The following is a 21,678-nucleotide window of genomic DNA, read 5'->3' as shown; positions in this document are numbered from 1 at the left end:
CTTCGTTGTGTTCGGCGCGGCTCACGCCGCGAGTCCTTCGTTGTGTTCGGCGCGGCTCACGCCGCGAGTCCTTCGTTCCGGACTGGCGGCGTCAGCCGCGCCACCCTCCCGGACTCGCGGCGTCAGCCGCACAACGCTATTCAATCTGTAGTACAGGCAGTGTATCGCTGTCACCCTCGACCGAACGCAACTGGTCTTCTAGGAACTGCTGGAATTCGTGCGCTAGGGCCGCGATCTGGCCGCTTTCGACGGTACTCATTGTGGGTTTGAAGTCCGCAAGCCGAACTGGCTTGACGACGATGCGTTTCAGGTAACGGTTGATCCGATCAGCGAAATCAGGGGTGTCGCTGACGACCTGCACGAGAAAAGCACGAAGCTCGGCTGTGGTCGTGCTTCCTAACATGCCTTCGATCAGCGGGTCACCACGCCCCTGTTCTAGACGCTCGCGAACTGCAGTGTTGAAGAACACAGCAAGCTTGAGATCGATTGCTTCGTCCCAACGCTGCTGCGCGAACTCACGCTTCGCTCTTGCGTTGCCCAGGTGTTCCACCGCATTGGCGAAGGTCAGTCCGCACACATGGACGGGTTCGGTCGCCAACTGACGGCGCACCGAGTCGTGCGATGCCGCAGGGCAGGTGAAGAGTTCGTTTGTCAGGGCGCGCAAGTACTCATTGAGCTGGCCGGAGATCGCCGGCTGCAGTGCGTTGACATCTTCCAAAGCCCGTAGCATACGCATTTCGGCACCCTCGACAAGCGCAAGGATGGCTCTGCACTCATCATCAATTTTGTTCAGTACATCATCGTGTAGCGCCAGATAGCTCTCGGTATAGCTGGTGATCAGCGCACGGATGGTGCCGCGCTCGCCGGGCTGGAGTGGTGTACTCCCAATCAGTTCGGTGCGCAGACGCACTTCTTCGTCGATGAGCGGCTGGAGGTTCTTCAACTTGTCGGCGACCGCTCGCTGCTGCATAACAATGTCGCGGAGGGCACCACGATCACCAGAAAGATCATGCTTCACGTAGCGATCTGCGGTGCGAAGCTCTGTCTCATAGACCAGGAAGCGCTGCAGGTTCTGGTAGTCACGGAGCCGGTTGCCCAAGTCATCAACCTCACTACGCTCGGCACGACCATTGGTAAAAGCCTGATAGCCAAAGATCTCACAGAGTGCGTGCAGCACCCGGTCGATATCGTTGCCGTCGGCGAGGTCGGTCTGGTAGAGCGCAGCGATTTGCTGCGCGTCGCTTACGTAGATCGGCGCGACACCGAGTGTGGCGAATAGTCGCTCGGCAGTGTCGGCAACCCGGCGCGACTCGGCGGATCCGCTCGCGAACAATTCGCGCAAGCGAGCCCGGTACGAGGCAATCGCCGCGTCGTCCTGGACGGCAGCAAGGGATTGACCGAGCAGCTTTTCGGCATAGGGTTGGAGAACTTCCCAGTTTTCTGGCCGGGTGACCTTCTGGATCTCGGTCAGTGAGTCCAGCACCCGCGCTGAAAAGTCGATCTCTGCTAGGTTGCTATAGTCAATGGTACTGAAAGAAAGCCCGGATCGTGGGCCAACAGCGAGTCGAATCCGGCCCTGGCGGGTGAGACAGACTAGGTAGATCTGGATAATGCGCCGGGTAAGGCCGTAGTGCTTTCCGGCAGGCCCGTTCAGCCCACGGAAGTTCTTGTAGATCGTCTCGATGTTCATTGGCTGGCGTTCATCAACCAGGTGATTATCGATGAACTGCCAGATGGCATGGACGAACGGGTTATCGGAGGCATCCAGGGTTCGTTCGGCACCACGCCGGATGATATTCAGTCCGAAGCCGAAGTTCTGAGCCGCGCTGATATTCTGGTTTGGCTTGGCACTGCGGGGGATCTCGCCAGTCTTGACAATGCCATTAATCACCTTGACGGCTTCTTCGTTGCGGAAGAAAAAAGGCGGGTCAAAGGTGATCAAACGCGACTCATAACAACTCGTCAAGACCCGATCAACCAGGGGCTCAAGCATCGGCGCTAACTTCTCACCAGCAACATGGAAATCAAGATTGGCCTGCTGGAGTGAGGCGACCCGCCCTCGCCCATAGCTACTATCAATAATCCTGACGATCTTGCCGATCTCGGTCTGCAGGGTGTTGGCGATCCAGTTGATCACCGTGACTGCATCTTCGGTGTCTTTGCCCTGCCAGGATGAGACTAATTTTCGATAAGCCGTAAAGTCCAGCAGCCGTCCGCGCTCCTCGTTCGTCAGCTCTTCGGGCACCCAGACGAGTACACGCTGGTCATTTCGCTGACGCAGTAGCTGTTCCACAGTCGTGGGCGATGCCGGGCGTGCTGCCACAACAACGACAAAATCGCGATCCTGATCAGTCTCAACCATATCTTGCTTTCAATCGCCTGTTGCGCGGCGCACACCGTCCAAATGGGGATGTTATGCACTTTGGCAAGGCGGTTCGAGAGCACAACCAGGGTCTTCTCATCATCAACGCGCTGGTCTTCTTTACGATCTTTCATAAACAGCGAGACTTCGTCAAGGACAAGCAGCATGCCGCTGTAGCCCTCGGCCAAGATGCTCTCGACCAAGTTTTTCAGGATGGCTTCTGTCTCAGCCGGAATCTGCGGCTGGACACCAAGATAGTCGGTGTAGAAGCGCCAGAGTTTGTTTCCGATGCTCCGTTTATATTCCGGCGAACGGTTGTCCTGGATCTGGGCGACAAGCTCGCTGAAATCGTGGCGATCAATCTCATCCTGGGTGAAATAGGTCGGATCTTTGAGGAATTTGCGAAAGTCGCGCCCGAAACGATCAAGATCTTGAGCAATGAAGCGGTCAGCAAGCAGTTCAGCCGGGTAGATCGAGAGGCTGCGCCCGCTCTCGAGCTTGATCTGCTCGCTTGCAGCGGCTGTCTGTAGCTCTGGTCTACGGGTGGCACGCTGCGTCTGGTTGTTCCCGTTGGCCCAGACATGTTTCTCAAGCGAGTAGACCGAGATGATCCGCTCAGGCACCTGGCAGATCTCAGCCAGCGGTTTACGATAGGTCAGCAGATCTTCCTGCGGCATACGCATTTACCTTTTAGGGAAGCGGATGTTGTTGATTACCCCGTTGCTTTGTCACCCTGAGCGAAGGTTCGTAGGAACATTCCTGTTTGTGCCGTAGGTAGTGCCGACTTTAGTCGGCTTCCCATCGCTGCCAAAGACCTCAGCCGACTAATGGTGTTCCAGAAATTAATCCGGTGTCGCGGCACGGGCTAGACCTGATAGATATGCCAGATTTGCGAGGTCTGGTTAGCGGATTATTTACTGGAAGACCATAAGTCGGCACTACGATGCCTGCGAACATGTACTATTCAGCATGACAGGCTGCGGATACGTAACAATTTCTGCTTTCCTTACAGATCAAGCGACTCCTGCAGCCTCACAGTTCCCACAGATGGTTCGCGGCAATCAAGGTAGTGGGCAGGGTACACGGCCCCTGATCATTCTCGGGAAAGAGCAAGATCTGACCGCGTTTGCGGCGTCCGGGCAAGAGCAGCAGAATATGGTCATTGTTGGCGGCGAGTACGCGCAGCATATTCAGTTCAATGCCATAGGCAAAGAGCAGTTCGAGATCGCGCAGAATCACCAGGCCACGCCCCTGAAGCTGGCTGCGCAGAAATGACTCGAATGCCTGTCGGATATGGGCAGCCGTCGGCTCAGGGTAGATCACCTCGTCGCGGGTCAGACGCTTAAAATCATCATCGGGGATGGCATCAAGAATGCCACGATTCACCGAGAGAGGGGCAGGAAACGCACGACCGTTGGGCAGCTTGGCGCGGCTCAAGCGCTTGACACATGCATCTAGCGCGGGATATGGGCCGAGGATGGCATAGAGGTGGCGGCCACTGGCGACAGTGAGTTTGCTGCGCAGCGCATCAACAACCTCAGCGATCGTCACTGGCGCACCCCCATGGCAATCACTTCCCTGACCAGGGAAGCGAGGGTATAACGCAACGTAAACTGGCGTACACTGTCGATTTCTGAGATACGGGCGATCAAGCCCTGGTTGCGCAGTTCATACAACGCGGGCATCACCCGGTCGGGCTTCCAGAGCATCGTCTGAAGCACGGGATGGCGCTCTAGATCGCGCAGCGGATACATGGATGGCTCGGTGAACTCGCTATGCAAAATGAAGGCAAACGAGGGTAGCAGCACCTCACGATAGCCGAAGTTCAGTCGATTGCGATCAGCGCGGGCGATCCCGCCGCTGACGAGGGTTTCGACAACGGCCTGGCTCGCATCAGCAATGCTGCGTGATTCTGGGTAGCGCTCGCTCAGATAGTCGCGGATCGCCCGCCGATCAACGAATCCGGCGCTGATTGCGGGCACAAGTAGTTCACGCACCATCCGACCGACCAGCGGCTCAACGCAACAGAAACGGTAGAAAGCTACGTCGCGCAGCTCCTGCTGACCGGCAAACGCCGTAGCAAATCGGCGCATGGCCTGATCCGCATAGCCTGCGGGAAACATGCGCCGATTGATGTAGGCCGCGTAGCGCTCACGGGTCTGCAAGGCGCTAAAATGGAGGTTATTTTTCAAAAAGGCTGAGATCTCATCAAGCGACTCGGTCTCGGGCAAGCGCGGAAGCATCTCGATCGCTTCGCGTAGCACAGACTTCGTCACAAGGTCGCTGCCACGGGGCGGTACAACCTGGCGCTGTGAACTCATCTCGGTACCGTTACGATATTGGCTCTGAGGCACCGTCTCATGCGAATCAGGTAGATGGTACCATGCCAGTACGAGCATGTCAATACATTTGTGCTAAAACGCCACCCATTGCAGATTGCCAAACATGCCGTCCCAATGGGCGTTCGCGTTCTTGATGATGCGGCATGTTTAAGGGCAATACGCAATAGCGCAAAAGTCACGCTGTAGTGTTCGGCGGGAGCGCCAGCCACTCCTGTTCGAGACGGTCGAGTTGCGTCTTGGTCTGTCGGGGAGTACGGGTATGCAGACGAAAGCGTTCGAGGTGCTGGTACAGCCGCTGCCGCTCGTCAGCGAGGTCGGATGGGGCAATCTGGCGCATGGCATTCAGGGTCTCTTCTTCCGTTGGGAGCAGGTTCAGCAGTTCCCATGCGCCAATCCGATGCAGGATGCGCCGCGTTCGCCCTTTTTGTCCGGTGGTGCGGAGGATGCGACGTTGTGTGTCACGAAAGCGGCTTTCCAAACCATTGTTCGTCTGGGGGATGTTCGGGTCGTCATAACAGTGAAACAAGCCAGACCAGTAGCTCGCACTGACCTTCCGCAGATGCTGTTGAAAGGCCAGCGCATGGGGATCGCTTTCGGTCGGGTCGAGGTGGTTGAGATAGGTCTGCAGGTGCTGCGCCACCTCCGCTCCCGTGCGTGCTGTCCCCTCAACCGGAGCCAGGATGTCGCAGATGTCCGCGATCCACTCGGCTTCCCGTCGGAGCGTAGCGACGGTCGATTCCACGGCGGTCACCGCATGCTGCAGCCCACACACGAGGGCTGCCAAGCAGGGATCGTGGCGATGAGTCAGCCAACGGGTGCCCCGCGTGATGAGTTCCTCCAGTTCGGCCACGACCTCGATCCCGGCCAGACGCAGTGGGGGACGCCCTTTCCACGTGAGCAGATAGCGCACGCGGCACAGGACGTGGCTGATCATGGTCGTGACCTGCTGGGCAATGGGGTCATGCGGCGCGTGTGCTGCATGAGGACGGGGCTGCACCACCTCCTGGACGGGTGGGGCGGTCGGCTCGTCCGCCGCCGCCACCACGGGTGTTTCCCCCGCATAGGGCGGAGCGGTCGGGTCGGTCGGGGAGGGGTCGGGCAGGGTGGGGGCTTCCTCGGGAGCGACCGCCGCGATCGTCTCGTCCAGGGCAGGCTCCGATTGATCCTGACGGCTCATCCAGCCACTGCGCAGCACGACCCCCGAGAGCAGTTCGTGCAGCACCCACAGTTGTGGCTCCCCCCCTTCGGGTGCCATCCCATCGAGGGCCAGCACGAGGCCGCCATACTGGGTGACGATAGCCGCGACCCGGTCCGTCTGCTGACGCTCATGGCATGCCAGCAACGGGAGAAAGGAATCGCGGTAGAGGGAGCGCACCTGCGAATACGAAAGCTGGACGTGGGTACGCAGCTCGGCGTGGATTTCCTCATAGGTGGCGCGGCGCGTCTGGCGCAACCAACCGATTCGTGTCAGGACATCATAGCCATAGGTATGATAGGGGAGCGCCACCTGTTGTCCTTCAGCGGAACGCAGGCGCATCGTGGCACCGGCACACGCGGGGTCGGCACAGCACGCGGGACGGCTGGCAACCGATCGCGCCCCGCTCAAGGTCTGTACGGTCTTATTCCAAAGCAACGTGTTCATCAAGGTCAGCGGTCCTCCACAGACGATGCAGGAAGCGACTTCGGGGTGATAGATGGTGCGCGTAGTCGGGTATACTTCTTTGGGGGTTTTCATCGGTTCCTCTTCCAAGGGGTTATGGATTACACACCGATGATACCCCCTTTTGTCTTACAGCGCTCCTTTTGCGCTATTGCGGCAATACCTTTCAAATAAGCTCGCGCAAAGGCGCAAAGCCGCAAAGGTTTGGCGCTCATATGCAAAAAACTCTGCGCCCTTGCGCCTTTGCGTCAGGAAACCCGTCGTATTTGAAAAGTATTGTGTTTAAGGGTCATTCACGGCCCACGGCGAGCAAATAGAACCAGAGCGCTGCGCCGGTTATGAGTGCGACGGCGTATTTGACCGCTAACGGCAGGGCTGAAGGTGAGATAAAGGCTTCGATTAGGCCCGCGAGGATGAGTAGCGGGACGCAGCCGAGAATGAGTAGCAGGGCTCGTCGGGCTGCGACGACGAGCGCGGCGCGACGGGTGAGTAGGCCGGGGCGTAGGATTGCCCAACTGAGTTGCAGTCCTGCCCCACCTGCAATGAAGATGACGCTGAGTTCAATGGCACCATGAGCAGCAACAAAACCCCAGAGGTTATCGGCAAAATCGAAATGGTGGGCTGCTCCGGCAATGATGCCGAGAAAGAGGCCGTTGAAGGCTAAAATGTAGAGCGTGTAGAGGCCCATGGTTACGCCACCAGCAAAGGCGCGGAAGGCGACCCCGATATTGTTGGTCATGATCTCGGCTGAGGCAACGCTCCGTCCTTCTTCATTGATGCGGAGCCACCATTCGGTTCCGGCGGCGACTTCGGCTACAATTCGCTCAACTCCGGGGATGAAACTGCCCGCAATGTCGGGATCACGCCATGTGGCAAGATAGCCAATTATGGCGGGGATCAGAAAGACCAAGAAGGCGGCAAGGGTAGAGCCCCAGGTTTCGCGGAAGGCGCGCGGTAGCCCATGGGTGAAGAAGGTACGCACGCGCACCGCTCCGCTTGGCCCGCTCTCGCGGTAGATTGCGCCATGCCCCCGCGCCACCAGGCCATTGAGAAAAGGTACCACCGCATGGTTCGGCAAATCCCGCCGCGCCAGCGCAAGATCAGCCGCAGCTTGGCGGTAGAGCCGCCCCATTTCGCGCAACTCCTCAGCCGAGAGACGTGCCAACCCAGCCCCTGCCTGTTTCAGCAACTGCTCAAGCCGTTCCCAGTTGTCGCGGCGGCGCGTAATGAATTCGTCGGGGCGCATGGTTTACCGTTCTCGTATGATTGTCCCCACATCCTGCGCTGTACCAAGCAGCGCAGCCTGGAGTTGCCCAGGGGCAGGGCCGATCAGATGCACCTCTAGGTTGGGAATGGCTTGAACTAGTTGCCACATGAGTTCGAGTTTGCTTCGCATGCCGCCAGTCACATCTACGGCATGGGATGCACCTGTGGCGTTGAGGACGCTTGCGAGGTTGGCGGTAGTGATCAGGGGGATGCGTTGGGCCTGGGGATCGCGGCGCGGATCGGCGCTGAAGATGCCCGCTTCGCCTACGAGGATGATGCGCTGGGGGCGTAAGGAGGTGTGGTGGGCAAGGTGGGCCAGTAGCACTTCCGTCGAAATAATGCAACTGCCTTGGGCGCTGTCGAAGGCGACATCGCCGTGGACAACGGGAATCAGTTGGTGTTCTAGTGCCTGAGCTAGATTGTCGGTAGCCCAGGTGACAATCTGGCCGGCGCGGGCTTGAATGCTGGCCGAAGGTTGCAGCGCCAGCGCAGGCAGCCCCGCAGCCAGCAGTGCATCCACCACAATCCGATTGAGGCGCAACGCCGCCGCAGCGGTCTGGGCAAAGCCCTGATAGTCACTCCCCGGCGCAAGGCCGCGATGAATACCGTAGCGTGCCGCATAGTGGTGGCCAAAGGAGCCACTGCCGTGGCCCAGAATCAGCGCCAGATCGGGGCGCACTTGGCGCGCTTGGGCCAACTCGTGGGCCAATTGGGTAATCAGCGGCAGATCGGGGGCCTCTTGGCCGCGTTTGTCGGTGATGACCGAACCGCCGAATTTGATAAAGGTGTACATTAGTTTGGAAAAAAGAGCAACACCCCTAGCACCGTCAGCCCCCAGACAAGCACACTCGTAGCGAGCGGCCAATCTTTGAGGATAAGTTCATCGGGGGCACCACCCTCGCCCCGCTGATAGATGAGATAGAGGTAGCGGAAGATAGCGTAGATGACGAAGGGAATGGTGACCATCAGCATGGGGTAGGGTTCCTGCGGTGCGACCGGGGCGAGGAAGGCGGTGATGCTGTAGGCCATGATGATGCTCGCGGTCACGATGGACATCATCTGATCGAGCATGGGTACGGAGTATTCTTGCAGGATGAGGCGATGTTCACCCGCCCCCTGTTCGAGCAGGGTGAGTTCGTGGCGGCGCTTGCCGATGCCCAAGAAGAGGGCCAACAGCAACATACAGAGCAGTAGCCAAGGGGTGATGTGGATCGCAAGTACCGCAGCGCCACCAACGGCGCGCAAGACAAAACCTGTGGCAAGGACAAGAATATCGAAGATTACGACATTCTTGAGCCAGTAGGTGTACAAGAAACCTTGGACAAGCACATAGGTGACGAGAACCCCTAAGAAGGCCATGCTCGGATCGAGCGCAAAGGCCAGCGGCATCGCACAGGCAATCAGGATGCCAGCCGCAATGATGCCAACGCTGGGACTGAGACGGCCTGAAGCAAAGGGACGGTGGCGCTTCTTGGGGTGGGCACGATCCTTCTCAATGTCTACGAGATCATTGACAAGGTAGATGGCACTGGCCGCAAGGCAGAAGGCAATGAATGCGCCGATCATACGGAGGATCGGCGCTGGGCCAGCAGGCCCCCAAAATTGCCAGAGGCGATCTTCGGAGAAGGCAATCGCGGCGAAGACAAAGACATTCTTGACCCACTGCCGTGGGCGCATGGCACGCACGAGTTCCTGTGCGGCGTTGCTGTTGCTTGCAGCCGCTATGTTTGAGGCTTTGTTCATACGAACATATTCTACTTGAAGCGCTACGGAGCGTCAAAACGCGCCAAACATCGTACCAAGGGTGATCAGCGCAATCAGTGCTGCCACCGGGATAATCACGGCAACCATCAGAATGTCGAGGTAGGACTCGCGGTGGGTCAGGCCACAAATGGCCAACAGGGTAATCACAGCACCACTATGGGGCAGCGAATCGATGCCCCCTGCGGCCACCACCGTCACCCGATGCATCAGGTCAAGCGCAATGCCCGACGCTTCCGCTTGGCTCACAAAGGTATCGCCAAGGGTCTGCAAGACAATGCTCATGCCGCCTGAGGCCGAGCCAGTGATACCCGAAAGCAGCCCAACAGAGACCGCCAACGCAACCAGCGGATTGTCGCCGCCCAGGGCCATCACCGCATCGCGGATAATCAGGAAGCCGGGGAGTGCCGCAATGACCGCACCGAAGCCGACTTGGCTGGCGGTGTTGAAGATGGGCAGCACCGAAGCATCAGCCCCTTTATCGAGGGTTGTGCTGAGTTTTTCGATGCGCTTGTAGTTCAACGCAATCAGCGCAATAATCGAAGCGGTGAGGGCAATCACAATCGCCCAGATGCCGCGCACCGCCGCAAGGCTGACCCCGCCAAACTCAGGTTGCTCGAGGTAACTGGTGTCCCAATTGGGGATCACGAAGCTGACGAGTGCAAAGTTGAGGCCAATCACCAGCACGAGGGGCGCGATGGCGACGGCGAAGGAGGGTGGGGCGACCTTTGGTTCCTGCTTCTTCTCGTCCATCTCCGCAATATCAAAACCATCGCCAAGGGCGTGTTCACGCAACTCGGCGCTGCGCTCGAAGGGTTGTTCGGGTGCTTGTCCATAGCCTTCGCCCGCAGCGCGGGCTTGGGCTGCACGGCGGGTGAGCCAGAGTTGACCCAGGCCAAACATGATCAGCCCGCTGATCAGCCCGAGGCCCGGCGCGGCAAACGGCGTTGTGCCAAAGAAGGGCATCGGGATAGCGTTCTGAATGGCGGGCGTGCCGGGCAGTGCGGTCATGGTAAACGTAAAGGCCCCAAGCGCAATGGTCGCCGGAATGAGCCGTTTGGGAATATTGGCTTCGCGGAAGAGCTGCACCGCAATCGGATAGACCGCAAAGGCAACCACAAAGAGCGAAACGCCGCCATAGGTCAGCACACCACAAGCCAGAACCACAGCCAACATCGCCTGCTGAGCCCCCAAGCGCGCGACGATGCCACGGGCCATAGCTTGGGCCGAACCGCTATCCTCCATCAGCTTGCCAAAGAGGGCTCCAAGCAGGAAGAGCGGAAAGAATTGAATGATAAAATTGCCCGCTGCGGGCATAAAGATCTGCGTGTAGGTCGCCATGATCGGCACATCACCCGCAAAGAGCACGGCAATCAGGGCGGTCACGGGGGCAATGATCAGGATACTCAGCCCCCGGTAGGCCAAGACAATCAAGAGGCCAAGGGCGATGATGATTCCAATGATGCCAATGATGTCAAGCATTGTTTCCCTCTACACCGAGGCTTGCCACTCGGCCAAGAAGCGTTCAGCCTGAGCTTCGCCATCGGCGATGAGTGCGGTAATGAAAGTTGGATCGCGGTTGAGCTTGGTGACATAACCCAAGCGCAGATCAAGATCTTCACTCATCTCGATCCAGCGGATGTCCACTGGTTTGGCTTGGTTGCTCACGAATTTGCCTTCGCGCAGCCACTTCGAGACGGTTCTGATCACATCCAGTTCATGGTTCAACGAGAGATTACCAGCGAGAGCATTGCGCCGATCTTCGATCTCCTCGACGCTGGTTGGTTCTTCATCAAGGCGTTGGCGATTGATCCGCACGACCCAGATTTCATCGGGCTTTTTGGCAACATCAATGTTGATCACCAACTCGCGCACGGGCGGATTCTGCGAGAAGAGCCCATCCCAGTAGACATCGTCGCCAATGCGGATCGCCTTGAAGAGCGTCGGCAGGGTGGTTGAGGCGAGGATGGCGTCAATACTAATCTCGGCTGCTTTGGAGTCAAAGGCTTTGAAGGTGCCTGCAAGCACCGCAACGGCCCCAACGAGCAGGCGCGGTTCAGCGATGGGCTGTTCAAGCTCATCAAGCTTGAGGTACTTCTCGAGCAACAGACGCAGGTCGAAAAACTCCTGGCGCGGCGCAAAGCGCTGGAGCAGCGTGGTGGCCAATTCAACCTGGGGCATATAGGGGCTCGACTTCAGCTCCGGCAAACGACCTTGGGCATGCATGCGGATCAGATTGATGCTCCAATGGTTCCAGAGCTGTTCCCAAAGCGACTGGGCGGCATTATCGTGCCAGAAGGCATCAAGCAGATCGATTGCCTCAGCGCGGCTCATCTGACCGCGCTGCTGCCGGATCAGGCCGTACCAGGCCAAAGCCGCGCAGATTGCTCCTCCAGAGGTGCCGCTCAACGCACAGATTTGGTAATGCCCTTGATCAGCGTGGCGTATGAGGGTTTTGAGAACCCCAGCGGTGAATGCAGTGTGGCTACCACCACCTTGGCAGGCGATGGCGATTCGTTTTGGCATTAACATGGCTTGATTGTAGCAAATGGAGTTTCAAGTGAGTTAATCCCTATTTCGTTCGTGTTGGCGGCTTCGCCGCCAACACGAACGAACATAAGCAATAGCGCAGAAGTAACCCTACACAGGGTTACTTCTGCGCTATTCAGCACTCCAATTCTCGTGCCGTAGCAATCAGATCACTCAGCACACCAGCGGCAGTAACCGCGACGCCAGCGCCGGGGCCGCGGACAATCAGGGGGTATTCGGAGTAGCGGGCGGTGGTGAAACTGAAGAAGTTGTCGGGGCCACGCAGCCCGGCCAATGGGTGTTCAGGTGGGAGGATGCGGAGGCTAACACTGGCACCAGAGCTGCCTAAGGATGCTACATAGCGCAGTGCCCCACCACTGGCCCGTGCTTCGGCCACACGCTCGGCAAAGGGCGCATCAAGCTCCTCGGCGCGAGCTAAGAATTCATCGCGGCTGACTTGGGCCAATGCGGGCGGGAACCATGGTTGAGCCACGACCGCATCGGGTTCCCACGCAAGCCCACAGCTACGCGCAAGGATGAGGGCTTTACGGGCCACATCGGCCCCACTCAGGTCATCACGCGGGTCTGGTTCGGTGTAGCCCAGCGCATGGGCCTTGCGTAGGGCCACCGAGAGCGGCTTACCCGCTTCGAGTTCACTACAGAGGTAGCCCAGTGTTCCACTCATGGCTGCCTCAATCCGCACAATCGTATCGCCGCTATCGAGCAGATTCTGGAGTGTACTGATCACCGGCAGCCCTGCGCCTACGGTTGACTCATAGCGGGTCATACCATTGGCGGTAAGGCTACGGAAACTGGCCAACTCGGCGCTCAACGGGCGCTTATTGGCCAACACGACCCGGTCGCCAGTGGCAACGCGGGCCGCCAACGGCACCTCATGGCCATCGGCAGCCGTGAGGTCTACAAAGATCGCACGCTGCCGCAGGGCCAAAGCCCCCCAGCGCATCGCCTTACCAGGGCCGGTCATGGCTGCCACCGAGTGACCCGCCTCCTTCGCAGCCAGGGCCGCATCCAAGGTACTGCGGCTCAACATTGAACCTGAAGCGAGCACCCCGCCGCTATCGGCGAGCGCCATATAGGCGAGGCGCAGACCGTAGCGCCGGGCCACACTCGCCTCTGTTGCCAACACCTGGCGAACCAGCTCGCGGCCTACGCCGCCAAGCCCAATCTGAATAAGAGGAATAGTTTGCATAATGGGCTATTGTACTGCCTTTTTGGTTCGGTTCTGGCGGCGTAGCCGCCTCGCGGCGGGGGGTTGGGGCGTAGCCCCAACCCCCGTTTTTTGTTCCGTGTTGGCGGCAAAGCCGCCAACACGGAACAAAAAGAGTTTTTTTGAGGGAGGCGAAGCCTCTCCCAAACCCCCGCTGGGGGTTTAGTGTAATGCGTATAGGGCGTAGCCCCATGGACATAATGAGTACGTTACGGAATCCGCATCGTGCGGGCAATGAATGTCCACAAGAGACTCAGCCCGATCAAGATGATAAAGCCGGGCACGAGTAATCTTGGCAACACGAGGAAGATCAGTCCGATCCCACAGAGCCAGATAACGCTTTGGAAGGCATTTGCAATGCGTCCATAGTTGGCTTCCGAGATGAAGGTGCTGATCCCGATGAGAAACAGAATATGGGGAAAGATTTTGCCTGAAAAAATGAGGATGGCTAGGCCGATCAAAAAGAGGGCCGCGACCGGCATGGGCCAGTTGCGCCCTTGGGCTTTGGGCGCGGAACGAGGCGGCGGTGGCGGGGAATAGCTCAGGCTTTGGGGTTGTTGCAGCTCAGGTCGCGCCCGTGGTGGTGCGGTTTGCACAGCAGGCCCACTATCCATGCGTTGGCCACAACGCACGCAGAAGAGCGCAAAGCTTGGGTTCGCGGCCCCACATGCGTTACACGCAATCTGCGGCTGATCGACAGCACGCGGTAGGGCTACGGTCGCCCCGGTATTGGCCTGACGCCCCATGTCAGCCCCACATTCAATGCAAAATAGGGCATCTTCGGGTAGCTGTGTCCCACACGATGAACAGCGCATAACCGCCTCCTTTCTATCCTATATGACGTTCTATTCGGGATAAACGTTGCAGTCCTAGCCGTCATCCGTTATAGTGCGGCGATGCGTCGTATGCAACATCTCCTCGTTCCCCTGCCCTTTTTGCTGCTCTTCAGCTTTGCTCTGGTTGTCTGGTTTGATAATAGTGCCAACCGGGGCATGACCTTTACGCCAGCACTGGAGCCGATTGTGGGGGGCAGCGGCCCGGTTGTGGGGGTCAATTTTTTTAATATCCACATGGAGCCTGATCCTGAAGCGGTGCGCCGTTCATTTGAATTGGCAGCAGCGATGGGGGCGCGCTTTGCGCGTATGCAGGTGCCATGGGATGATCTCGAAATTCATGCGCGTGGCGATTTTGAGGATCGCCGTAACCTTGAGGCGGTTGGTGCGGTTTCGGCTTGGGCGAAGTATGATCGCTTGGCAAGCCTTGCCGAAGAATTTGGGATTGAATTGATCTGGCGGCTTGAACGGCCTCCCCTCTGGGCGCGTGAGTATTTTGCGAGTAGGCCGGAGTTTATTGCTGGCCTGGAGCGCGACGGTCATTCGACTGGTCCGCCTGATGATTTTGCCGATTATGCCAACTTTGTGCGGGCGGTGGTTGAACGCTACAACGGCGATGGGGTCAATGATGCGCCCGGTAGCCCGGTGGTGCGCTATTTTCAGCTCTGGAATGAGCCGAACCTCAAGAATGAGTGGAATTGGCAAACCCCCCGCCCTGAAGATTTTGTGGAGTTGCTGCGCGTTGGCGCAACCGCCGCGCGCGAGGCGAATCCCAATGTGGTGATCATCTTTCCCGGCTTGGCCCCCACCGATGGGCTTGATCCGAGTGCGCCAATGACCGAATTGGCCTATCTGGATCGGGTCTACCGGGCGGGCGGCGCAGCCTATTTTGATGTGATGGCCGCCCAAGCCTACGGTCTCGGCCAGTCGCCCGACAAGAATCGCTATGTCTTTCTGCGGGGCCGCCACAATTGGCACTGGCGTCGCCCAATTGACACGCGCAACGATGTTAGCCGGGTGGTGCTGCTGCGCGAAGTCATGGAGGCCCACGGTGATCATACCACACCTGTCTGGGTCACCGAGTTTGGTTGGAATAGCGCCCCGCCGGAGTTGCCGCCAGAACGCCGTTTGACCTGGGGCGAGCCGGTGGATGAGGCAACCAAGGCGGCCTATCTGGTGGGTCAGTTGGAACGGGCGCGCGACCAATGGCCCTGGATGGGGGTCATGAATGTCTGGATGCTGCGCTACGGCGGCTATGCCGAGCCGCATCCCGATGATCCGACGCCCTATTTTGCGCTGGTCAGCCGCGATTGGGAGCTTATGCCCGCCTATGAGGCGCTGCAAGCCTTTAGTGCTGCACCGGCGGTGCTGGGGGTGGGTAGCCACCTCTGGCAGCATCCAGCGGTGGAGCCATTGCCTGAAGGCGGCTGGCGCATTCGTTTCAGCGGGACGCGCCTGGTGCTGTTGGGAGGGCTTGATCCAGAAGAAGGCCAGTTTCAGGGGGTTCTGAATGGGCAGCCGGGAGGCTTGGAAGCGCTTTTGTATCAGGGGCAACGTGCGGTTGCCACGCCCCACTTGCCCCTCGGCATCCACACGCTCGATCTGGTTGGCACTCCAGCCCCAAGCCTGCTCCTGGTCGAACGGGTGCGGCCCTGGGGCTGGCTGTGGGACTACGGGCCACTCGGGTTGCTCCTTGCCCTTGCCGTCAGTGGCGCGGCCAGCTTCAGCCACATGATGCACATGTTGGCTCGTGGCCTGCGGTGGCTTGCAGGGCTGCAAGCGCGCCTGCGGCAGCAACGCCATCCCCTTGCCCGCCTGATCCAACCAGAGAGCCTGATCATGCTGGGGCTCTGCGGCGCAGTCTTGGTCACCTATGTCGGCTCCTCGCTCCTGCCGATCACCCTGGCTGGACTGGGGCTCTTTGGCTTGCTGGCTTTGGTACGGCCTGATCTGGCGCTACTCTGGGTGCCCCTGACGCTCCCCTTCTACTTCATCCCCAAAGAGATCTTCGACAGCCGCTTCGCCCTCCGCGATAGCGGCATCAGCCTGCCGCTGCATGAAATGCTGCTGCTGGTTGTACTCATTGCGGCACTGCTGCGCTTGGGGGGGGGGATGGGGTTGTTAGCGCGAAGAAGTTCTGGGCCGCGCCGCTTGGCTTCGACAGGCTCAGCCAGCGTCGCGGGGGCTGAGCCTGTCGAAGCCAGCGTCGCGGGGGCTGAGCCTGTCGAAGCCAGCGTGACGCCGCCTGCAAACCCAAGGCCGCCCGTGCCGGGCATCATCTGGAGCTCATGGTTGCTCCCAACCACCCTCTTTGTCCTTGCAGCGCTCTGGGGCGTGCTGATTGCCGAAGCACGCGGCCCGGCGTTGCGCGAGCTACGCTGGATGGTGATCCAGCCGCTGCTCTTTGTGGGGTTAGCGGCAGGGTTAGCGGGTTGGCACACCCAACAACGCGGGGGCAACTACTGGCGCGTATTGCTGCAAGCCTGGCTGGTAGGGGGCGTCATCTCAGCCTTGATTGCGCTGCTGCAACTTGCGGGTTTCAACCTTGTGCCCATCTTTGGCACCAAAGCGGGCTTTGGCGCTGATCGCTTTCTGGTAGAGGGGGTGCAGCGTGTGAGTGGGCTCTATGGTCATCCCAACAACCTGGGCTTGGCTATGGGGCGCTATTGGCCCCTCGCCGCCGTTGTGGCCTACGCCGCCTGGTGGCGCGGGGCAAAACCAATTGCCTGGCTCTACCTCCTTGCGACCCTCGTCTGTCTTGGGGCGCTGCTGGCCTCATTCTCGCGGGGGGCCTACCTGGGGGCTGTGGTTGCACTCGGCATCGTTGCGCTGGGCTTGCTACCGAGGCAACTTTGGCGCAAGCGCCGCCTCTGGTGGGCCGGGGGCGGCCTCGCAGGGCTCCTGGTGCTCGGCATCGGTCTCAGCATAGCCTTGGGCATCGAGCGTTTGAACCCCTTTGGCGCAACGGGCGCCATTCGGCTTCAGACCTGGGCCTCGGCGCTGGCGATGTTGCGTGACCACCCATTGGGCCTGGGGCTCGACCAATTTGGGCAACACTACCCCAACTACATCGCCGCTGAACTGCGCGACACCAACGAAATCAACACCGCCCACCCTCACAACCTACTGCTCGACATCGCGCTACGCATGGGGCCACTGGGCCTGATCGCCTGCGCATGGCTGATCGGCAACAGCTACCAACACGCCTGGCGGCAGCGCCGCGACCCCATCGTCGTAGGCATCATTGCCGCCATCAGCGCCAGCCTCGCCCATGGGCTGGTGGATCAATTCTACTTCTGGCCTGATCTCGCATATACCTTTTGGTTACTATTGGCGGTGATGGTGCTAGGATGCGGGAGTGTCAAGAGTGATTTATGATATGATAGTATACCATTGCAGATTGTAGATTGTAGATTGCCGAACCTGGCGTCTCAATGAGCTTTCGCGTTCTTGATCATGCGGTATGTTCAAGGGTTTGGTATAACACAGGATTGGAATTCATGGTTACAGAAGATGCAATTGCATACATCGAAACACTAGATCGAGCTTTAGCAGAACAATTTTCTGCGGAGTTCATAACTAACCCAGCACTGACAAGATCGCTTGTTAGTTTTCAAGCTAACAAGAATCGTCCGATATATCGTTGGTACAAATATAAAGAAGCATTTTCCGCAGCACTAGTAGAATTTCTTCTTAACACCTATAACATAAAAGGAAAAGTTCTTGATCCTTTTGCCGGAAGTGGAACGGCTCTATTCGCAGCAAGTGCATTAGGTATTGATGCTGATGGTATCGAGTTATTGCCAATTGGTCAAACTATCATCTCAACGAAACAGACTCTGGATCAAGGTTTTTCTACAGATGAAATAGCCCGAATCAATTATTGGGTTGAGCATTGCCCTTGGAACACTGAGAGCAAACGAATATCTCTTGCAGAATTACGTATTACAAAGGGAGCATATCCAGAAGCAACCCAAGAAGCGATTGAAAAATTTCTTTATGCGCTGCAACAAGAGTCAAATAGAGTAAGAGATGTTCTCTTTTTTGCCTTATTGTGTATCCTAGAAGCGGTGAGTTTTACCCGCAAAGATGGACAATACCTCCGTTGGGATTACCGATCAGGTAGAAAGATTGGAAGTAAACCCTTTAACAAAGGAAACATACCGTCTTTTGATGATGCAATCTCTGCGAAATTGCGTGAAATTATTGAAGATTTACATCCAACAACATTGCAACAAGGTTTTTTTACTGAGAAAACCTCATCTGGGGCAATAAAATTACTACATGGTTCATGTCTTGACATGATGCCTCAATTGAAAGCACAGCAGTATGATGCAATTATTACCTCACCACCCTATTGCAATCGTTATGATTACACGAGAACGTATGCTTTAGAATTGGCTATTCTTGGCGTAAATGAAACCAATCTCGTTGAGTTACGCCAAGCAATGTTGAGTTGTACCGTGGAGAATCGTGAAAAAGATCTGTTGAAGATGAATGGCGCATGGCATGATGTTCTTTATGCAGCCAATCAACAGCATTTGCTACAGGAGATTATTGCCTACCTTCAAGCTCAGAAGAGCCAGAAAAAATTAAATAATAATGGTATACCGCGCATGGTGAAGGGGTATTTTTTTGAAATGGCTTGCATTATTGCTGAATGTAGTCGAGTACTCAAACCAAATGCGCTACTCTTCATGGTGAATGATAATGTACGCTATGCAGGAGCGAGTGTATCGGTTGATCTTATTCTTTCAGATATTGCTCGTCATGTAGGTTTTGCGGTTGAGAAAATTTTATTGTTACCTACTGGTAAAGGCAACAGTAGTCAACAAATGGGTGAGCATGGTCGTGATGCATTGCGAAAATGTGTCTATGTTTGGAGGAAAAAAGGATGAACAATCAACCTTATCTTGAACATTTACGCTCAGAAGAACAATTAGTTACTTCATATGCCGCACGTCGAGCCGGGTTTGTTGCACTGGCACTAGAGAAGAACAGAAAAGCAACACCATATGTGCAAGAAGCCAAAGCATTATATGTAGCAGCTTCTAAGGCAACCACACCCACAGATTTATTGCGTATTCCAGATATTCAAGCAGGATTGCTTACTGCCGCTGGTTTGTCAGATAAAGCACTGAATCACCTCCAACCTGAAGATAAGCTGGAAGCTGTGCAAGGTTTGATTAAGAATTTTTTAGAACCTGCAGGAGATAAATTTATCGAGGAATTGATCTATCGCTTCCTGCTAATACGTGGTGATACATTAGGCGGTTCAATGCGTAATGTTGGTGGCGTACTAGCCCAACGCAAGCTCACGCGTGCGCTTATTGCATCGCTCAATATTAGTGGTTTATCCTATCGATGGCTTGAACATCGCTCAAAACGGTGGTATGACAAGACTCAAGATGATGTTGATGTGGAATTTTCTGCCCGTGGATTGGCATGGTCACATTCGCAAGGACAACGAACACTGATCTATAATCTTACCATTCCATTTATTCGTAATAATGTAGACTTATGTCTCTTTAACGATAACCCAGCTCAGATCATGATGACAGAATATCGCCACCCTGACACCTATCTGGCGCTCGGTGAACTCAAAGGGGGGATTGATCCCGCTGGTGCTGATGAGCATTGGAAAACAGCACGAACAGCGCTTGACCGCATTAGAACTGGCTTTAAGGACGTTAATCTAAAGCCTCACACCTTTTTTGTAGGTGCTGCAATTGAGCGCAAAATGGCTGGTGAGATTTGGGCACAATTGCAGGTTGGGTTGCTTTCCAATGCTGCAAACCTGAATGAGTATGATCAGGTGGCTTCGATTTCGCGCTGGCTTTGTAGATTGTAGTTGCTCCCCCCTATATCTTGATCTCGCCTCTCGTAGCGAAGTCTTTCCACTCCTGTTGTTAAACCTTAACCAGAGTCGGCTACGCCTACAGGCACCATGAGGTGGGAGTGAGACAATGGTGCTTCATACCATTTACGATTGTAGATTGTAGATTGCAGATTGCTGAACATAGCGCATCAATGGGCTTTCGCGTTTTCGATTATGCGGCATGTTCAAGGGTAATTGCACTCGTTTGAAATGTGTCTCAAGGAGGCGACCATGGCCGAACGTAAGCCTGATGGCTACCTAGAGGGACGCCCGCTCCACCCGGAGAGTTTGATGATGAGCTATGGCTACAAGCCGGAACTCTCTGAGGGGGCGATTAAGTGTCCGATCTTCCAGACCTCCACGTTTGTCTTTCGTACCGCTGAGGAGGGTAAAGCCTTCTTTGAGTTGGCCTATGGCCTGCGCCGCCGCGGCCCTAATGAGCCGATGGGCTTGATCTATAGCCGTTTGAATAATCCTGACCTTGAGGTGCTGGAGGATCGCCTTACGCTGTGGGACGAAGCTGAGGCGGCGGCGGTCTTTGCCAGTGGGATGGCGGCGATCAGTACGACCCTGCTGACTTTTGTGCGTCCTGGTGATGTGGTGCTGCATAGTGAGCCGGTCTATGGTGGTACCGATTTTTTTCTCAAGCATATTTTGCCTGAATTTGGTGTGCGGGTGATCGGTTTTCGGGCAGGGACGCCGCCAACTGAGGTGGAAACGCGTCTGCAACAGATGGGGCTGGCCGATAAACTGGCCTTCATTCTGATCGAGACTCCGGCCAATCCGACCAATGCGCTGGTGGATATTGCGGCCTACGCAGCGTTGGCCGCACGCCTTAGTCGTGAAGATCGGCGCGTGTTGACTGCGGTGGACAATACCTTCTTGGGGCCACTCTGGCAGCAACCGTTGCGCCATGGGGCTGATTTGGTGCTCTATTCGGCCACCAAGTATATTGGTGGACATAGCGACCTGATCGCGGGCGTCTGTCTGGGTCGCCGTGAACTGCTTGATCATATCAAAGTCTTCCGCACCATTCTTGGCACGATGGCGGGCCCACACACCGGCTGGCTGCTGTTGCGGAGCCTCGAAACGCTCAAGTTGCGCATGACCGCCCAGATGAAGAGTGCGGGCCATGTGGCCAAGTTTCTCGCCGAGCATCCCAAGGTTGCTCATGTTCATTACTTGGGCCATTTGGCTACCGACGATCCAGAGTATGCGATCTATCAGCGCCAGTGCAGTGCAGCGGGCGGCATGATCTCCTTTGAGTTGCACGGTGGCGAGGCGGAAGCCTTCCGCATGCTCAACGCCCTGCGGCTCTTTCACCTCGCAGTGAGCCTCGGCGGCACTGAGTCGCTCGCTGAACATCCCGCCTCGATGACCCACGCCGACGTAGACCCGGAGGAGCGGATTGAGTTGGGGATTAGCCCGGCTATGGTACGCATCTCGATTGGCGTCGAACACCCAGAAGACCTGATCGCCGACTTGGCCCAGGCGCTGGAGCGGGTGTAGCGATTGTAGATTGTAGATTGTAGATTGTAGATTGTAGATTGCCGAACATGGCGTCTCACAGGGCTTTCGCGTTCTTGATGATCCGGTCTCGTTTTGGCTACTCCACTGTAGATTGTAGATTGTAGATTGTAGATTGCCGAACATGGCGTCTCACAGGGCTTTCGCGTTCTTGATGATCCGGTCTCGTTTTGGCTACTCCACCTCAGTTCAGAGACAACAACCAAACGTGCAGATCTGTACCCTTGTGGAAAAGCAAAGGCATTGCTACGATAGGGTATGAGGAATATTGCGGTATAACTCCTCATTCAAC

Annotated in this window: 15 protein-coding genes; 4 read left to right on the top strand and 11 right to left on the bottom strand. The window is 56.8% G+C overall.

From position 1 onward, the window contains the following. Positions 1-136: 136 nt before the first annotated feature. The 11 genes from CJ255_RS03915 to CJ255_RS03865 form a co-directional block, all read right to left on the bottom strand. Positions 137-2,362 carry a hypothetical protein gene (locus tag CJ255_RS03915; RefSeq protein WP_217352396.1) on the bottom strand — a complete coding sequence of 742 codons (2,226 nt, stop codon included), beginning with the start codon at positions 2,360-2,362 and terminating at the stop codon, positions 137-139. 1,032 nt (positions 2,363-3,394) lie between these two features. Next, positions 3,395-3,913, bottom strand: coding sequence for a hypothetical protein (locus tag CJ255_RS03910; protein ID WP_097642786.1), 519 nt, complete (start codon positions 3,911-3,913; stop codon positions 3,395-3,397). Continuing rightward, complete coding sequence (locus CJ255_RS03905; RefSeq protein ID WP_124681804.1) at positions 3,910-4,683, bottom strand: hypothetical protein; 774 nt, start codon at positions 4,681-4,683, stop codon at positions 3,910-3,912. The genes CJ255_RS03910 and CJ255_RS03905 overlap by 4 nt, the downstream gene beginning before the upstream one ends. A 196-nt stretch (positions 4,684-4,879) precedes the next feature. Then, positions 4,880-6,439, bottom strand: coding sequence for a hypothetical protein (locus tag CJ255_RS03900; RefSeq protein ID WP_124681803.1), 1,560 nt, complete (start codon positions 6,437-6,439; stop codon positions 4,880-4,882). Positions 6,440-6,653: 214 nt separating this feature from the next. Next, positions 6,654-7,610, bottom strand: coding sequence for a stage II sporulation protein M (locus CJ255_RS03895; RefSeq protein WP_097642783.1), 957 nt, complete (start codon positions 7,608-7,610; stop codon positions 6,654-6,656). Between the two features lie 3 nt (positions 7,611-7,613). Next, positions 7,614-8,423, bottom strand: coding sequence for an isopentenyl phosphate kinase (locus CJ255_RS03890; protein ID WP_097642782.1), 810 nt, complete (start codon positions 8,421-8,423; stop codon positions 7,614-7,616). Further along, positions 8,423-9,373, bottom strand: coding sequence for a decaprenyl-phosphate phosphoribosyltransferase (locus CJ255_RS03885; RefSeq protein ID WP_097642781.1), 951 nt, complete (start codon positions 9,371-9,373; stop codon positions 8,423-8,425). Before CJ255_RS03885 ends, CJ255_RS03890 begins: the two co-directional genes overlap by 1 nt. Before the next feature lie 33 nt (positions 9,374-9,406). Continuing rightward, a complete protein-coding gene (locus CJ255_RS03880) occupies positions 9,407-10,873 on the bottom strand; it encodes a GntP family permease (RefSeq protein WP_245863167.1) in 1,467 nt (488 codons plus the stop codon). Positions 10,874-10,882: 9 nt separating this feature from the next. Then, the gene (locus tag CJ255_RS03875) at positions 10,883-11,917 is read right to left on the bottom strand and encodes a patatin-like phospholipase family protein (protein ID WP_165774558.1); all 1,035 of its coding nucleotides are present in this window, start codon (positions 11,915-11,917) and stop codon (positions 10,883-10,885) included. Positions 11,918-12,056: 139 nt separating this feature from the next. Next, positions 12,057-13,130 (bottom strand): homoserine dehydrogenase family protein, encoded by a 1,074-nt coding sequence (locus CJ255_RS03870; protein ID WP_097642779.1) that lies wholly within the window; start codon positions 13,128-13,130, stop codon positions 12,057-12,059. Positions 13,131-13,357: 227 nt separating this feature from the next. Then, entirely contained in the window at positions 13,358-13,963 is a 606-nt protein-coding gene (locus CJ255_RS03865) for a zinc ribbon domain-containing protein (protein ID WP_097642778.1), read from the bottom strand. A 90-nt stretch (positions 13,964-14,053) separates the two neighbouring features. Between CJ255_RS03865 and CJ255_RS03860 the strand changes: the two genes are divergently transcribed. The 4 genes from CJ255_RS03860 (at position 14,054) to CJ255_RS03845 (ending at position 21,368) form a co-directional block, all read left to right on the top strand. Continuing rightward, positions 14,054-17,359, top strand: a complete 3,306-nt coding sequence (locus CJ255_RS03860; protein WP_124681802.1) for an O-antigen ligase family protein — start codon at positions 14,054-14,056, stop codon at positions 17,357-17,359. A gap of 122 nt (positions 17,360-17,481) precedes the next feature. Further along, positions 17,482-18,879 carry a DNA modification methylase gene (locus CJ255_RS03855; protein ID WP_097642776.1) on the top strand — a complete coding sequence of 466 codons (1,398 nt, stop codon included), beginning with the start codon at positions 17,482-17,484 and terminating at the stop codon, positions 18,877-18,879. Then, a complete protein-coding gene (locus CJ255_RS03850; RefSeq protein WP_097642775.1) occupies positions 18,876-19,832 on the top strand; it encodes an AvaI/BsoBI family type II restriction endonuclease in 957 nt (318 codons plus the stop codon). The genes CJ255_RS03855 and CJ255_RS03850 overlap by 4 nt, the downstream gene beginning before the upstream one ends. A 258-nt stretch (positions 19,833-20,090) precedes the next feature. After that, complete coding sequence (locus CJ255_RS03845; protein WP_097642774.1) at positions 20,091-21,368, top strand: cystathionine gamma-synthase family protein; 1,278 nt, start codon at positions 20,091-20,093, stop codon at positions 21,366-21,368. Positions 21,369-21,678 lie beyond the last annotated feature (310 nt).

It is taken from the genome of Candidatus Viridilinea mediisalina (assembly GCF_002532535.1).
Taxonomy (GTDB): Bacteria; Chloroflexota; Chloroflexia; order Chloroflexales; family Chloroflexaceae; genus Viridilinea; species Viridilinea mediisalina.
The sequence above is the reverse complement of the archived record's forward strand: the minus strand, read 5'-3'. Positions and strand labels throughout refer to the sequence as shown.

Bases quoted from the DNA above. Each gene is read 5' to 3' on its own strand.
- CJ255_RS03915 (WP_217352396.1), bottom strand. From the start codon at position 2,362: ATGGTTGAGACTGATCAGGATCGCGATTTTGTCGTTGTTGTGGCAGCA.
- CJ255_RS03905 (WP_124681804.1), bottom strand. From the start codon at position 4,683: ATGAGTTCACAGCGCCAGGTTGTACCGCCCCGTGGCAGCGACCTTGTG.
- CJ255_RS03900 (WP_124681803.1), bottom strand. From the start codon at position 6,439: ATGAAAACCCCCAAAGAAGTATACCCGACTACGCGCACCATCTATCAC.
- CJ255_RS03895 (WP_097642783.1), bottom strand. From the start codon at position 7,610: ATGCGCCCCGACGAATTCATTACGCGCCGCCGCGACAACTGGGAACGG.
- CJ255_RS03890 (WP_097642782.1), bottom strand. From the start codon at position 8,423: ATGTACACCTTTATCAAATTCGGCGGTTCGGTCATCACCGACAAACGC.
- CJ255_RS03885 (WP_097642781.1), bottom strand. From the start codon at position 9,373: ATGAACAAAGCCTCAAACATAGCGGCTGCAAGCAACAGCAACGCCGCA.
- CJ255_RS03880 (WP_245863167.1), bottom strand. From the start codon at position 10,873: ATGCTTGACATCATTGGCATCATTGGAATCATCATCGCCCTTGGCCTC.
- CJ255_RS03875 (WP_165774558.1), bottom strand. From the start codon at position 11,917: ATGCCAAAACGAATCGCCATCGCCTGCCAAGGTGGTGGTAGCCACACT.
- CJ255_RS03870 (WP_097642779.1), bottom strand. From the start codon at position 13,130: ATGCAAACTATTCCTCTTATTCAGATTGGGCTTGGCGGCGTAGGCCGC.
- CJ255_RS03865 (WP_097642778.1), bottom strand. From the start codon at position 13,963: ATGCGCTGTTCATCGTGTGGGACACAGCTACCCGAAGATGCCCTATTT.
- CJ255_RS03860 (WP_124681802.1), top strand. From the start codon at position 14,054: ATGCAACATCTCCTCGTTCCCCTGCCCTTTTTGCTGCTCTTCAGCTTT.
- CJ255_RS03855 (WP_097642776.1), top strand. From the start codon at position 17,482: ATGGTTACAGAAGATGCAATTGCATACATCGAAACACTAGATCGAGCT.
- CJ255_RS03850 (WP_097642775.1), top strand. From the start codon at position 18,876: ATGAACAATCAACCTTATCTTGAACATTTACGCTCAGAAGAACAATTA.
- CJ255_RS03845 (WP_097642774.1), top strand. From the start codon at position 20,091: ATGGCCGAACGTAAGCCTGATGGCTACCTAGAGGGACGCCCGCTCCAC.